This is a genomic window from [Bacillus] enclensis, from assembly GCF_001456935.1.
Taxonomy (GTDB): Bacteria; Bacillota; Bacilli; order Bacillales; family Bacillaceae_B; genus Rossellomorea; species Rossellomorea enclensis.
This window is the reverse complement of the sequence record NZ_KQ758484.1, coordinates 139396-153419: the sequence shown is the minus strand read 5'-3', so window position 1 is coordinate 153419 and position 14024 is coordinate 139396. Positions and strand designations below refer to the sequence as shown.

12 protein-coding genes are annotated in these 14024 nt (G+C 49.3%); 8 read left to right on the top strand and 4 right to left on the bottom strand.

From position 1 onward, the window contains the following. Positions 1-364 precede the first annotated feature (364 nt). Positions 365-763 carry a DoxX family protein gene (locus tag AS034_RS13545; protein ID WP_058298899.1) on the top strand — a complete coding sequence of 133 codons (399 nt, stop codon included), beginning with the start codon at positions 365-367 and terminating at the stop codon, positions 761-763. Between the two features lie 591 nt (positions 764-1354). Continuing rightward, positions 1355-2473: an NADH-dependent flavin oxidoreductase gene (locus AS034_RS13540; RefSeq protein WP_058298898.1), complete on the top strand. Its 1119-nt coding sequence runs from the start codon at positions 1355-1357 to the stop codon at positions 2471-2473. A 49-nt stretch (positions 2474-2522) separates the two neighbouring features. On the opposite strand, the gene AS034_RS13535 is transcribed toward AS034_RS13540, so the two are convergent. Further along, a complete protein-coding gene (locus AS034_RS13535; RefSeq protein ID WP_032085701.1) occupies positions 2523-3302 on the bottom strand; it encodes a TerC family protein in 780 nt (259 codons plus the stop codon). 510 nt (positions 3303-3812) lie between these two features. Here AS034_RS13535 and abc-f point away from each other — a divergent pair. Continuing rightward, entirely contained in the window at positions 3813-5453 is a 1641-nt protein-coding gene (abc-f, locus tag AS034_RS13530; RefSeq protein ID WP_058298897.1) for a ribosomal protection-like ABC-F family protein, read from the top strand. Between the two features lie 269 nt (positions 5454-5722). On the opposite strand, the gene AS034_RS13525 is transcribed toward abc-f, so the two are convergent. Together AS034_RS13525 and AS034_RS13520 are read right to left on the bottom strand one after the other, a co-directional pair. After that, complete coding sequence (locus tag AS034_RS13525; protein WP_058298896.1) at positions 5723-6430, bottom strand: DNA alkylation repair protein; 708 nt, start codon at positions 6428-6430, stop codon at positions 5723-5725. A gap of 298 nt (positions 6431-6728) precedes the next feature. Further along, positions 6729-7694 (bottom strand): helix-turn-helix transcriptional regulator, encoded by a 966-nt coding sequence (locus tag AS034_RS13520; protein ID WP_058298895.1) that lies wholly within the window; start codon positions 7692-7694, stop codon positions 6729-6731. Between the two features lie 113 nt (positions 7695-7807). On the opposite strand from AS034_RS13520, the gene AS034_RS13515 reads away from it, so the two are divergent. From AS034_RS13515 to AS034_RS13495, 5 genes are all read left to right on the top strand, one after another. Then, entirely contained in the window at positions 7808-8641 is an 834-nt protein-coding gene (locus AS034_RS13515; RefSeq protein ID WP_058299142.1) for an SDR family NAD(P)-dependent oxidoreductase, read from the top strand. 421 nt (positions 8642-9062) lie between these two features. Next, on the top strand, positions 9063-9491 hold the full coding sequence (locus AS034_RS13510) for a DUF6526 family protein (RefSeq protein WP_058298894.1): 429 nt from the start codon (positions 9063-9065) through the stop codon (positions 9489-9491). Between the two features lie 61 nt (positions 9492-9552). Next, positions 9553-10479: an ABC transporter ATP-binding protein gene (locus AS034_RS13505; RefSeq protein WP_058298893.1), complete on the top strand. Its 927-nt coding sequence runs from the start codon at positions 9553-9555 to the stop codon at positions 10477-10479. Continuing rightward, positions 10476-11567, top strand: a complete 1092-nt coding sequence (locus AS034_RS13500) for an ABC transporter permease (RefSeq protein WP_058298892.1) — start codon at positions 10476-10478, stop codon at positions 11565-11567. Before AS034_RS13505 ends, AS034_RS13500 begins: the two co-directional genes overlap by 4 nt. Before the next feature lie 108 nt (positions 11568-11675). Beyond that, on the top strand, positions 11676-12353 hold the full coding sequence (locus AS034_RS13495) for a YdeI/OmpD-associated family protein (protein WP_058298891.1): 678 nt from the start codon (positions 11676-11678) through the stop codon (positions 12351-12353). 127 nt (positions 12354-12480) lie between these two features. Here AS034_RS13495 and ahpF read toward each other — a convergent pair whose 3' ends face one another. Continuing rightward, positions 12481-14013: an alkyl hydroperoxide reductase subunit F gene (gene ahpF / locus AS034_RS13490; RefSeq protein ID WP_058298890.1), complete on the bottom strand. Its 1533-nt coding sequence runs from the start codon at positions 14011-14013 to the stop codon at positions 12481-12483. Between the last annotated feature and the right edge of the window lie 11 nt (positions 14014-14024).

Below are 14024 nucleotides of genomic sequence, written 5' to 3'. Positions count from 1 at the left end.
GCTCTTTTCGTATATTTTGTTGCTATACAAACAAGAAAAAACCCGGAACTTCGGCATTTTCGGGTTGTACGTCCGTCTCTTGTTGAAGATTTTCAAGCTGCATTCAGGTTATAAGCCTATATACGAATAGCAACAATCATTTAGAAAACAGCTTTTTATAAAAATAGTAAAACGCCTATTGACACGTGAGAGGGAATGATATAAAATTATCTCATATTCAAGATATTTAATTTCAAGATAGTTTGTCAGGAAGCGGACACGGCATACAGAGGGGCTGAATCTGTTCAAACACGTTTACATGCAGTTATAAATTTTTTTGGGTAAATATCTCGAATTCAAGATAAATTATTAGGAGGAATGTAAAATGGTAAGTTTAGGATTATTGATTATTCGTCTGGTCATTGGTGTGTTATTCATCGGTCACGGAGCGCAGAAGTTGTTTGGATGGTTCGGGGGTCATGGCTTGAAGGGAACAGGCGGCTGGTTTGAATCAATCGGGATGAAGCCTGGTGTTACGCTGGCTCTGCTTGCAGGCCTTTCAGAGTTCGTTGGAGGATTGTTGTTCGTACTTGGTCTATTGACTCCGCTTGCAGGAATCTTGATTGCAGCAACCATGCTGATGGCGATCATCAAGGTGCACGGACAAAATGGAATTTGGGTGACGTCCAACGGCTATGAGTATAACCTGACGCTGATTGCAGTGGCAATCGGGGTTGCATTGATCGGACCGGGCCAATATGCCTTGGATGCATTTTTATTTTAAACAGTGAAGGGTAGATATTAGCAGCAAATCAAGGAGAAAAATTAATGCTGCCCATCGCGAACAGCTTGATCGAACGTTGATTACGATTGAGGTCGGGGACATGGAGTGATTTCGATTGTAGAAAGGGGATCGGATGGGTATCCGGTCCTTTTTTGATTGATAGGATTATTTTTGGTGAAAATGAGCAAAAAAGAAGGGAAATCCCGAATGATTTTAGGAAATGGTCCGATTTCTTGGGAGGTTGACCCGCGTATAGCTTGACCAATTTCTTTTGGACGGGAATTTTTGTTGATTTTCGATCGTGCGCTAATTTTATTATCGATATTGAAAGATTTATTATCGGAAAAAGCCGTTCTTTTATCGAAAATGAAAAGTTTATTATCGAAATGGCAAACTCGGTAAGATATATTCTCAAAAAGACAGGGTTGAAATCGAGTACAGGTCTTTATCATCGAAATGTCTTTTTTATTATCAATTAACTTCACGGGTAATGCAGAAGAGTTTCGCCCGCACATCGGATAAGCAGATAGTTGGTCAAAAATATGCACATCTACTATGATAGCTCTTGAACAACTTGAAGGAGGCAAAATCATGAACGGAAAATATAAAGAACTGTTATCTCCATATACATTTAAAAACGGAGTCGAGTTGAAAAACCGCATCATCATGGCGCCGATGACTAATTTTTCATCGGACGAAGACGGGAATGTGACGGACGCAGAGGTCGAATACTATGCGCGCCGTTCGAAGGATGTCAGCATGGTTATCACCGCGTGTACGAATGTGACGGCGAACGGGAAGGGGTTCCCGGGTGAGTTCGGCGCTGATTCCGATGAGATGATCCCAAGCCTTGAAAGACTGGCAAAAGCAATCAAGGATCAAGGGGCGAAAGCAGTCCTGCAGATTTTCCACGGAGGCGTGCAGTGTCCGCCGGATCTTGTGGACGGGGATGTTGTAAGTGCGAGTGAAGTGAAGGATGAAAACGGTGAGAAAAAAGCACGCTCATTGTCCGAAGCGGAAGTGGAAGAAATCATCGAAGCGTTCGGCGAGACGACACGCCGTGCGATCGAAGCGGGCTATGACGGTGTCGAAATCCACGGTGCGAACGGCTACCTCATCCATCAATTTTTCTCTCCAATGACGAATCAGCGTGAAGACCGTTTCGGTGGGAGCCTTGAAAAACGCATGGCTTTCCCGCTTGCGATCGTTGAGAAAGTGAAAAGTGTTGTCGCAGAGCATGCGGATCCATCTTTCCTTGTCGGATACCGATTTTCACCTGAAGAGCCTGAAGAGGAAGGTTTCTCGATGGGGGATACGCTGGCATTGGTTGATACACTTGCCGATAAAGAACTGGATTATCTCCATGTGTCCCTTTTCGAGTTCTTCTCAACACCAAGAAGAGGTGTGGAGGATACCGAAAAGCCGCGGATGGACTATCTGATGGAAACAATCGGCGACCGTACGCCTTTAATCGGGGTAGGTTCAATATACTCAGCTGAAGACGCATTGAAGGCATTCGGGACCGGTGTGCCGCTTCTGGCGCTCGGCCGTGAACTTATCATCGATCCGGACTGGGTGAAGAAGATTGAAGAAGGAAAAGAAGATGAGATCGTGACGGAAATCGATCAGGAGAAACAGAAGGAACTGGTTGTACCGGATCCTCTGTGGAATGCAATCATCAATACACCGGGATGGTTCCCCGGGGTGTAAGATGTAACAAGAAAATGGCCTGTCCTCTTTGAGAGGGCAGGCCATTTTTTTATTTCATCAGTTCTTTATCTTTCAGGTTCTTGTTGCTTGGTGCGAACCAGCCGAATAGGGCGATGCCCACGAGGACGCCGTAGAAAATCAGGGTCCAGAGTGTGCTGTGCGGGAAGTCATGGGCCAATACATGGATGTCTTCATGTGCAAGCGTGATGACGGCAAGCTTCACACCGACCCAGGCAACGATCGCATAAGCGGTTGTCTCGAGTGCCGGGCGTGTTTCAAGAAGTTTCACGAACCATGTTGCTGCATACTTGATGAGGATCAGGCCGGCGATTCCGCCAAGGACAACGATCAGGAATTTACCTCCGTCCATGCCTCCGAAATCAGGAAGCGGTGAATCTGGGAGTCCGAGGGCAAGTGCGACTGCAGCAAGGATCGAATCAATCGCAAACGCAAGGTCGGCGAGGGCGATCTTGCTGACTGTCGGCCAGAAGCCCTTTCCTTTTGCTTCTTCTTCCGTGTCTTCCCGTATATTTTCATTTTTCTTACCGAACTTAGCCTTGATTACGTGCTTTAATCCGAGGTAAAGCAGGTAAGCGGCACCGATCGCCTGGATCTGCCAGACATTGGCGATGAACGAAATCGCAAACAGCGCACCAAAACGGAAGGCGAATGCCAAAAAGATTCCGTAGCTGATGGCTTTTTTCTTCTGATCATCAGGAAGGTGCTTCGCAATGACAGCAAGGACAAGCGCGTTATCCGCTGATAACAGGCCTTCAAGGCCGATAAGAATCAATAATGTCCAACCGTATTCTAACCAAATCGAATCCAATAATAACTCTCCTTTTCACATGAATATACCGTGCGGGTCCACCCTGTAAAATGGGGTTGTCCACTCTGACTGGGTATACATTCCGCACATTGATCGTAAACTTTCTGAAAATAATTCTCCAGAGTATATCTTACCACTTATCTTGTGCTTAAATCTTCTCTGAATTGCAAATTATTGAAGAAAAGTTTTTAGCGGGTGAGAAGGCAGGCATATGCTTTATTAACTTTTTCCTTTTGCCACATTCATGGATTCCGTGGTATAGTATAATTACTAATAAATGACAGGAGTGATGGGTGGACGATGAAGAACTAATCTTATTTTCGCGATGAATTGAAATAGATTGATTTCAACTCGGGACCAAAATAGGATTAGTCTGCCCATTTTTAAAGATGCTGCAGGAGCTATCACAGGGATAGCTTTGTTTGTGCACGTTACAGGTACGGCTAATCCTTCCAGATCAACTGGGAGGATTTTTTTAGTGTCCTCCTTTTTCGGAAAGGGGAAGATTTTATGAAAGAACTGCTGAAATTAGTGAATGTGGGATATGAGATAGTGGATGAGAAGTTATTTGAAGGTTTGAACGGAAGTGTGCAGGAAGGGGACGTGATCGGGATCATCGGCCGGAATGGTGCAGGGAAGTCGACGCTCCTGAATTTGATTCATGGCGATATTAGGCCGGCGGAGGGTCGGATAATCCTGCTGGAGGACGGCTTGAACATGGAAATGGTCGTTCAGGAATCGGAGGACTATTTTTCAGATGAGGGTTCGGCAGAGGAAGTGAAACTCCTGGAAAAATGGCAGGTGCCCCCGCATGAATACACGCATTTGAGCGGCGGGGAGAAGCTGAAGGCAAGGCTTGCGAAAGGATTTGCCGGAAGTGCGGATCTCTTGCTGCTTGATGAGCCGACGAATCATCTGGACGGAGAAAGTTTATCCTTATTGAAAAAACAAGTCAGGGAATACAGGGGCACCATCATCCTGGTGTCGCATGACCGCCACTTTCTCGACGAAGCGGTGACGAAGATCTGGTCGCTTGAACATGGTGGCCTGATCGAGCATAAGGGGAATTATTCAAGTTATATGGAAGCCCGCGAGCAGAAGCGGCTGACGCAGCAGCGTGAATATGAAAAGCAGCAGAAGATGGTGAAGCGGATCGAGGGCCAGATGCGGGAGCTCACTTCCTGGTCTGATAAGGCCCATGCCCAGTCGACGAAGCAAGAAGGATATAAGGAGTTCTACCGGGTAAAGGCGAAGCGGATGGACAGCCAGGTGAAATCGAAGCAGAAGCGGCTGGAGAGGGAGCTTGAGAAAGCGAAGGTCGAACAGGTGGAAGAGGATCATGTGGTGAGGTTTTCGATCAACTCACAGCATAAAAAGGGCAAGCGGTTCCTGGAAGTGAAGGACCTCTCGAAGTCATTTGGCGGGAAGCCTCTGTTCAGCGGAGCTAATTTCACGATCCAGCACGGCGAGAAGGTGTCGATCACCGGACCGAACGGGAGCGGGAAGACGACTTTGCTGAAGATCATCATGGGGCTGGAGGAATTTCTTGGCGATGTGTGGGTATCACCTTCTGCCGGGATCGGCTATCTGACCCAGGAGGTGTTCGATCTTCCGCTTGATGAGACGCCTGCGCAGCTTTTCTACAAGGAAACATTCGAGGGAAGGGGCCGGGTGCAGACACTCATGAAGCACCTTGGGTTTACAGCGGCTCAGTGGCAGGAACCAATCCGGGATATGAGCATGGGCGAGCGGGTGAAGTGCAAGCTCATGAAGTATATTTTGGAAGAGAAGGATGTATTGATCCTGGATGAGCCGACGAACCACCTTGATTTGCCTTCGCGGGAACAGCTGGAGGAGACGCTGGCTCAGTATGACGGCACGCTGATCGTCGTATCGCATGACCGCTATTTTGTGGAAAAGACGACGGATGTGAAGATCGTGATCGTGATCGAGGATGGCAGGGTGCTTAAACAATTGAGTGAGCCGGCTGCCGTGCGAAATGATGCGGAGGAATTAAGGTTGAAGCTTGAGACGGAGAGGCAGGAAGTTCTTGGGCGGCTCAGTTTCATGGTGCCGGGGGACGCGGAGTATGCGGAACTGGATGCGCGGTTTTTGGAGTTGACGAAGAGGATTAATGGGTTGAAGCGTTAGCTTGGATTGGATAGGTAGCGGTTTGGTGTGTCATGTTAGATGGAGAAACTTCGACATGAAGGGTAGAATGATTCAGATGAAGGGCACAATTAACTGATTGAAGGACGCAATGAGAATGGGGAGAGGCCTAATAATTGAATAAAGGGTGCAATTATCCGATTATGGGGCACAATCCGCATCAATTAGCCATTTTCAAAAGACATTTAACGTATTAATATAAAAAAACACCTCCGATTCAGGTATTCGGAGGTGTTTTTTTACTTGGAAGGTCAGCAGATGCACGTCTTCCGCTTCAGTCCGACACGATCTTTGTCCACAATTTTCTTAATATATGTTGTAGCAAGAGGCACCTTGCATGCGGTATTTCCCACGTCTACATGAACCTTCCCGATCGACTCTGCAACACCCAGTGCTTCCTCGTGAAGGGCCGGGACATAGCTTCCGACTGAAATGACAAAGCCGTTCATCACATAGCGTACGCGGTTCCGCTCATTATGGACAGAGTTCTTCGCCCGGTTCAGGAGCACCCTGATTTCGTTCAAATCAAGCTCCTCATCCGGTGTGATCGACAGATAATTTGAGTAGGTGCTCCAGCCGCAAACGGCCATCATCTCTTCATCCGAATCCATCCATTTCTTCGCAAGCTCCCTCGCATAATCACTTTCTGCGGCAACGCCGGCAACCGTGTATTCCGCAAGCATATACCAGTTGGCTTTTTCCGCCCAGTCTTCAAGCGTTTCTTTTGAGATAAGCTTCGGGTTGACGGAGAGACCGGCCAGATACATGGCATCGTGATTGCCGGAATCATAAAGTTTGAGGGCAAGTTCATGATCCTTTTTTACGTATTTGACCAGCTTTTTCAAATCCCCGACCTTTACACCGAAAAACGGTTCTTTCGCGCCGTGATTCAGGAAGATCCGTTTTGTCTGATCCGAGCCGAGTTCTTCGAGTTTTTGCATGATTTCCTGGTAGGTCATCGTTTTCGCTCCTTAAAAGGGAATATAGTAATAATACGATGGAAACTCTTGGAATCCTTTCACCCGCTGCCAAACGGCTGATAAAGGAAATTCGACAATCGGCAAGATTATCGTGATTTTGGCACATATATCAGGATACCGGCACGATTATTTAAAAAGAGGCACAATAAATCAGATTCCGGCACAATTATTCTGTATGGGACTATTATTGACGCTGCCTCCAGCCTATTCAGCAGCGTCCAACCCCGTGGTTAATCCTTCGATAGAGAAAAAAGGCCTCTATTTTATAAAAATTCCACTAATCCTCCCGATAAAAAGCCGCCGTCCTCTCAGCCATCTCCAAAATCCTGCTGCCCAATCCTTCGGGCTCGACAACTTTCAGCTGATCCCCGAAACCGAGCAAATAGCCCAAGGCTTCATTTTCCGTATCGAACGAAAGTGTAACGGGTACCCGCCCCTCTCCGTTTTCTGCACCAACTTCAAGGACCCGTGCGAACCGGCCGCTGAAGGTGAGCCTTGAAACGACGGCTGCGGCTGCCTCCACCTTCACTTCATAGCTGGGCAGGTTCTTGATGAAGGCTTTGGTGGAAGAATTCCAGTATTCGACGAGGTCGAAGTCAACCGGCCGGATGAATGTTTCTTCGAGGAGTTCGGCGTGTTGGATGCGCGACGCCCGGTAGTTCCGGATGTCGCCGTTATCCTTGGCGGCGATCAGATACCAGAGGTCGCCTTTGGCCACGAGGCCGAGCGGGGAGACGATGCGGTCGGCGGTCTTTCCGTCTGCCTGCTGATAGGTGATCCTTAATTTGCTTTCTTCCCATATTGCTTGTTTAAGAACTTCGAACGAAGCTGTTTTTTCCTGCTGTCTGCGCCAGGAACGGGTGTCGATATGGATCCGATTCCAGACGTCCTTGGCGTTTTCGCGATAAGTCGATGGAAGGGAGGCAATCAATTTGTTCCTTGCTTCCGAGGAGATGCGGGTCAGGCCGAGATCCTCGAGCAGATGTGCGGATGGTGAAACGAAGAGTGCCTGAATTTCAGCTTCCTTCAATCCGGTCAAATCAGTCCTGTAATTTTCAAGCAGCGACCAGCCGCCGTTTTTCCCCCGGTCCGCAACGACGGGGATGCCAGTCCCGCTTAATGCATCCATGTCCCTGTAGATGGTCCTTTCTGATACTTCGAGCTCTTTTGCCAATTCTCCCGCGGTCATCCGGCCGTGAGACTGCAATAATATAAGGATGGAAATCAGTCTGTCGCCTCTCATTTCGTTCACCTTTTTCTTGAAATTTATTAATTTTATTTAATTAAATATGACACTTGATGTCAAGAATACAATCGTATAATGAGAGTATCTTGAAGATGGAAGGAATGATGGACATGAAATCATTATCTGGAAAAGTAGCACTCGTGACCGGAGCGAGCCGGGGAGCGGGCCGTGGAATAGCGATCGAGCTTGGAAAAGCGGGAGCGGCCGTTTATGTGACGGGCCGGAGTACGAAGGGAGACGCAACCAATGATTGGCCGGGGACGATTGATGATACCGTTTCTGAAATTGAAGCGGCAGGCGGGAAGGCTGTTGCGGTCCGGTGTGACCATACGATCGATGCGGAAACAGAAGCCGTCATCAATCAGATACGAGAAGAACAGGGGAAGCTGGACATTCTCGTTAATAATGTATGGGGAGCGCATGATATCGGCGTGGAACCGGGGGCTTTCTGGGAGCTGCCTCTTGCTCTTTGGGATAAGATGTTCACGGCGGGTGTGCGGGCTCAATTGGCGACGAATCATTATGCGATCCCGCTGCTCCGCGAAAATCGGGGAGGGGTCATCTTTCATACCACCTTCTGGGATGAGGGCAGGTACACCGGACAGTTTTATTATGACCTGGCAAAAAATGCGCTTGTCCGGATGGCGTATGGTGTGTCAGAAGAATTGAAGGAGGATGGGATTGCGGTCCTTGCCGTTTCCCCCGGATTCATGAGGACGGAACTGGTCCTGAAGCATTTCGGGGCGGATGAAGAGAATTGGAAGGACTTCGAGGATTTGAAGCAGACCGAGTCGCCGCGCTATATCGGACGGGCCATCACTGCACTCGCGGGTGACCCGGACGTGATGGAGAAAAGCGGGCAGGTATTTAAGGCTGGTGACCTTGCGAAGGAGTACGGCTTCACTGATATTGACGGGCGGTATGTCGCGCCGTTTACTGTATAGATTGTGGCACAGGTGCCCGGTTTGAGAGGTCCGTCCTTTATCACTTTGATGTGATGAAGGACGGGCCTTTTTTTATAGTGGAAATTCGACAAGTGGCGCAATTATCCGGGAAGTGGCGCAATAAACAGGAATCCGGCGCAATTCTCGCCAAAGTGGCGCAATAAAATGGAAACTGGCGCAATTATTCATCAGCGGGCACAATCATTAAAAGAGGATGCTTCTGTGAAGTCCAAATCCTTCTCTAAATGCAGCAACCTTTCACGAAATCCTCATGACCAGCCCATATTCCATAAAAAAACGACCTATAACGGCCTCTTAACCATATGCTTTCGACCCAACCAGCGCGTTCTTTTTTTGTCACATTTCTCCAACAACTCTCCAACTGGTATATAATGAAACTATCACACTTCAGGAGGTACATATGAAGCAGCAAAACTATGAAAATCACAGTAAGGTCGATCCGGTGTATCACTACGGGATATCCCTGTTGTCGCTTGCGACATTCATTTTGTCCATCATCTTTTTTGTAAAAAACGTTGCCGAAGAAACACTGCTCAGTTTCATTGTGCTGTTTGCGGCGGTTACGTTTCTATTGATTATGGCAAAACTGAGATTGTATGCCCTGCAGCTGCAGGACCGGATCATCAGGACCGAAGAAGATTTTCGTCACTACCGGTTGACGGGGAGTGACCTGGACCCGCGTCTCACAGTGAAGCAGGTGATTGCGCTTCGTTTCGCACCGGATGAAGAGTTTCCGGGGCTGGCGGCACGGACGCTGGATGAGGATTTATCACCAAAAGACATTAAGAAGGCTGTGCAGAATTGGCGTGCAGATCATCATCGTGTATAGACAATCTTAGGCCGCTCAATCAATACGGGGCGGTATGTTTTTTTAGAAAAGGAGGTTCATTATGCCTGAAGAAGTAATGGTTGATGTAAAGAATCTAGTCAAGCGGTACGGGACATTCACGGCTGTGAACGGGGTCGTGTTCCAAGTCGAAAAGGGAGAGATCTTCGGCCTGCTTGGTCCGAACGGGGCCGGGAAGACGACGACGATCGAGATGCTGGTCGGCCTCCGGAAGCCGGATGAAGGGACGGCAAGCCTGTCCGGTCATGATGTCCGGAAAGAAGTGAATAAGGTGAAGGAAGTGATCGGGGTCCAGCTCCAATCGACGTCATTGTTCGAGCTGCTGAAGGTGGAGGAGATCCTTCATTTGTATGCAAGCTTTTATCCGAGTCATGTGGATATTGACGGTCTGATTGAAGACATGCTGCTGACCGAGAAGCGGAGGGACCGGATCAAGGGGCTTTCGGGCGGCCAGAAACAGCGGCTGGCGATTGCGCTGGCACTGATCCATGATCCGGCGATTGTGTTCCTTGATGAGCCGACGACGGGACTTGATCCACAGGCGAGGCGGACGCTATGGGATATCGTGCTGCGGTTGAAGGAGCGAGGGAAGACGGTGCTCCTGTCGACGCATTATATGGATGAAGCCCATGTGCTCTGCGACCGGATCGGCATCATGGATCAGGGGGAGCTGATTGCGCTCGATACGCCGGAGAATCTGGTGAAGACACTGCAGTCGGCGAGTACGGTCGAGTTTTATCTGGATGATCCTCCAGAGCAGGAGTGGTTCGGGAAAATGGACGGCGTGAAAGAAGCGGCGGTCAAGGATACGTTCGTCCAGCTGTATACAGATGACCTGCAGATTGCCCTGACATCGCTCATTGAAGCGTCTTCGGTGCATGGCTTTGAAATCAGGGATCTGCAGACGCGGCAGGCGACTCTAGAGGATGTCTTCATCCATATGACAGGAAGGAGGCTGCGTGAATCATGAGAGCATATTGGCAGCTGACCCTGGCACAATTGCGGATTTTTGCGCGGAACAAACAGGTACTTTTCTTTACCTTGCTTTTTCCGGTCATCCTGATGGTGGCGCTCGGTTCATTCGTCGGCGGAGGGAACACGATGTCGCTGACGGCAGGGCTCGTCGATAAGGATGATAGCGGACCATCCAAGGACCTGAAAGCTCTTTTTGATAAAAATGAGGGGATAGAAACCTCTGATTACGGTTCGGTCAAAGAGGGGAAGCAAGCTGTCGAAAACGGTGATATCCAGCTTCTGATCGAAATCCCGAAAGGATATGGGGACAGCATCGATGCCCGTAATGGAGCCTTTTCCGTGCCTGTTTATTACAATGAAAAGAACCTGACGACCGCTGAACTCGGACTGACGGTGGTGAACGGCGTCATCGATCAATACAGCAAGGAGCTTGCCGGCTACGAGCCGCTCGTAATGGTCGAGAAGGTCGGGATCGAGGCGCTGAACATCCGCTATATCGATTTCCTTGTCCCTGGGATTGTGGCGATGATGATCATGAGTAACAATATGAACGGTGTAGCCGGACAGATTTCGGCCTGGCGCGAGCGCGGGATCCTGCGCCGGATGCAGGGGACGAGATTGAAAGCATCGACGTTCATCGCCGCACAGATCACGGCACGCCTACTGCTGAACGGGACGCAGGCACTGCTGGTCGTCCTCATTGCGAATCTTATTTTTGACATCAATGTTGCAGGCTCCTGGCTTGCACTGATTTTCTTCATCGTGCTGGGGACGCTTGCGTTCATGGCACTCGGCTTCATCATCGCAGGAATGGCGAAGAATCCGGAAAGTGCGGGGCCGATCGCAGGCTTTGTATCATTCCCGCTTCTGTTCCTGGGAGGCGTCTTCTTCCCGATCAGCAATATGCCGGATTTCATTCAGCCTATCGTGAAGATCCTGCCGATTGCCCATCTCGCTTCAGCACTCCGTGAGACGATGAACCTCGGGACATCGATCATGGCGCTCGGTACCGAGACGCTCATCCTGGGTGCATGGCTCGTCGGCGGATTCATGATTGCAAGCTGGGTGTTTAAGTGGGAATAGAGGAGTATGCTGCCCGTGTCCCCGCTTAGGCGGCCAGAGGGAGCCGCGGGGACAGGTCCCTTGACCCAATGGGCCCTGTGGTGAATTTTTGAAAAAAGGAGCCTTGTTATGAACTCAACCAAACCGGTTACTGAAAAATTGAATTTTGGCAAATATCCTGATAAGCTCATCCTCAACCTTCCGGAGGATATCGATGACTTCAGCGGGGTGGACTTTGACACATCGATTGAAAAAGACCAATATGATCTTGTGTTTATCTTTGTGTTTGATTTAAAAGAGTTTGCGTCTCGTCTGAAGGAAGTGGTGGAAAAGGGATTGGTGAAGGATAACGGCTATCTGTACTTTGCTTATCCTAAAAAGAACAACCCGAAATACGATGCGTACATAGAGCGGGACAGCATCTATAATGAAAATCATTATGATGAAGAAGGATATGTTCACGGAAGCAGCCTCAAATTCTCGAGGATGATCAGCCTGGATGATGTATTCACTGTGGTGGGCATGAAGGCGGCGCCTAAGAAGGTGAAGAAGGCTGAGAGTGCGAAAAAGAGCCAGTCGGTGGATGATTATATCGATCATATTGAAGATATTGAAACATATTTGGGCGGTAATGAAGAGATAGCTTCTCTATATGCAGGGTTGACGCCCGGGTACCGAAAGGATTGGGCGCGCTATGTTTACAGTGCGAAACGGAAGGAAACGCAGGAGAAACGCCTGAAGGAAATGGAGACGGTCCTAGCTGAAGGGTTTAAGACGATGGATTTGTATAGAAGGCGGAATAAATAGGTACTTGAAAAATGGGTCGGGTAACCTGTCCCCGCGACCCGGTTTCACCACCCGTCCCAGCCGGAAAACCACGGCCCGGACCCAAAAAAGCCGCATCCTGCAATCAATCAGGATGCGGCTTTTGCTATCAATTACGGATAAGGTAGTCGAACGCGCCCAGTGCTGCGGTCGCTCCTGATCCCATTGAGATGATGATCTGGTTGTAGGCACTGTCTGTGCAGTCTCCGGCAGCGAATACGCCAGGAAGACTTGTAGAGCCGTGCTTGTCGACGACGATTTCACCGAAGCGTGTACGTTCGATGGTTTCGTCGAGCCAGTCGGTGTTTGGTACAAGACCGATCTGGACGAAGACACCTTGCAGTTCGATGTGGTGTTCCTCATGTGTATCACGATCGGTGTAGGTGATTCCGTTCACCTTGTCGGCTCCGGTGATCTCCTGAGTCTGTGCGTTCGTGATGACTGTCACATTCGGAAGGCTGTGAAGGCGTTTTTGCAGGACGTCGTCCGCTTTCAGTTCCGAGTTGAACTCGAGAACCGTTACGTGGTTGACGATTCCGGCAAGGTCGATTGCTGCTTCGACACCGGAGTTACCGCCGCCGATGACCGCTACGTCTTTGCCTTCGAATAATGGACCGTCACAGTGAGGGCAGTAGGCCACACCTTTGTTCTTGAATTCCTGTTCGCCAGGGACGCCGATGTTTCTCCAGCGGGCACCTGTCGAGATGATCAGGCTTTTACTCTTAAGGACTGCGCCGTTTTCAAGTTCAAGCTCGATCATGTCTTTCTTTTCAAGGCGCTTGGCACGCTGAAGGTTCATGACATCGATGCCGTAGTCCTTCACGTGTTCTTCAAGGCTTGCGACAAGCTTCGGTCCTTCCGTCTGCTTGACGCTGATGAAGTTCTCGATGCTCATCGTATCAAGCACCTGGCCGCCGAATCGTTCAGCTACGATCCCTGTGCGGATTCCTTTACGTGCTGCATAGATTGCTGCACTGGATCCGGCAGGTCCGCCGCCGACAACAAGGACGTCGTATGGGTCCTTGTCAGATAGCTCGCTGGCATCAGGGCCTTCAACGATTTTCGCGAGGATTTCTTCAATGGTCGTGCGTCCGCCGCTGAAGAATTCAGCGTTCAGGTAGACGGATGGAACGGCCATGATGTTCTTGTATTCTACCTCTTCTTTATATGCAGCACCGTCAATCATCGTATGAGTGATGTTCGGATTGAGCACACTCATGATGTTGAGGGCCTGTACAACGTCAGGACAGTTATGGCAGCTCAAGCTGACATACGTTTCGAAGTGATGTTCGCCTTTGATGCTCTTGATCTGATCGATGACACTCTGGTCAACTTTCGGCGGTCTGCCGCTGACTTGAAGAAGGGCAAGCACCAGTGAAGTGAACTCATGTCCGAGCGGGATACCGGCGAAATGGACCCCGGTATCCTCCTCTCCGGCACGATTCACGCTGAAGCTTGGTGTTCTTGGAAGATCAGCTTTTTCGACAGTGATCTTTGGGGACATGGAAGCAATCTCTTCAACGAGAGCCACCGTGTCCTTAGATGTGTCGTCATCACCTGCAGATACCTTCAGGACGATGTCGCCCTCAAGCATCTGGAGGTACTGTTCCAATTGTGCTTTAATATCTGCTTCGAGCATGATTTACTGCACTC

Excerpts from the sequence above, each read along its gene's own strand:
- AS034_RS13505 (WP_058298893.1), top strand. The coding sequence starts at position 9,553 with ATGCCTGAAGAAGTAATGGTTGATGTAAAGAATCTAGTCAAGCGGTAC.
- AS034_RS13510 (WP_058298894.1), top strand. The coding sequence starts at position 9,063 with ATGAAGCAGCAAAACTATGAAAATCACAGTAAGGTCGATCCGGTGTAT.
- AS034_RS13540 (WP_058298898.1), top strand. The coding sequence starts at position 1,355 with ATGAACGGAAAATATAAAGAACTGTTATCTCCATATACATTTAAAAAC.
- AS034_RS13520 (WP_058298895.1), bottom strand. The coding sequence starts at position 7,694 with ATGAGAGGCGACAGACTGATTTCCATCCTTATATTATTGCAGTCTCAC.
- abc-f (WP_058298897.1), top strand. The coding sequence starts at position 3,813 with ATGAAAGAACTGCTGAAATTAGTGAATGTGGGATATGAGATAGTGGAT.
- AS034_RS13545 (WP_058298899.1), top strand. The coding sequence starts at position 365 with ATGGTAAGTTTAGGATTATTGATTATTCGTCTGGTCATTGGTGTGTTA.
- AS034_RS13515 (WP_058299142.1), top strand. The coding sequence starts at position 7,808 with ATGAAATCATTATCTGGAAAAGTAGCACTCGTGACCGGAGCGAGCCGG.
- AS034_RS13525 (WP_058298896.1), bottom strand. The coding sequence starts at position 6,430 with ATGACCTACCAGGAAATCATGCAAAAACTCGAAGAACTCGGCTCGGAT.
- AS034_RS13500 (WP_058298892.1), top strand. The coding sequence starts at position 10,476 with ATGAGAGCATATTGGCAGCTGACCCTGGCACAATTGCGGATTTTTGCG.
- AS034_RS13495 (WP_058298891.1), top strand. The coding sequence starts at position 11,676 with ATGAACTCAACCAAACCGGTTACTGAAAAATTGAATTTTGGCAAATAT.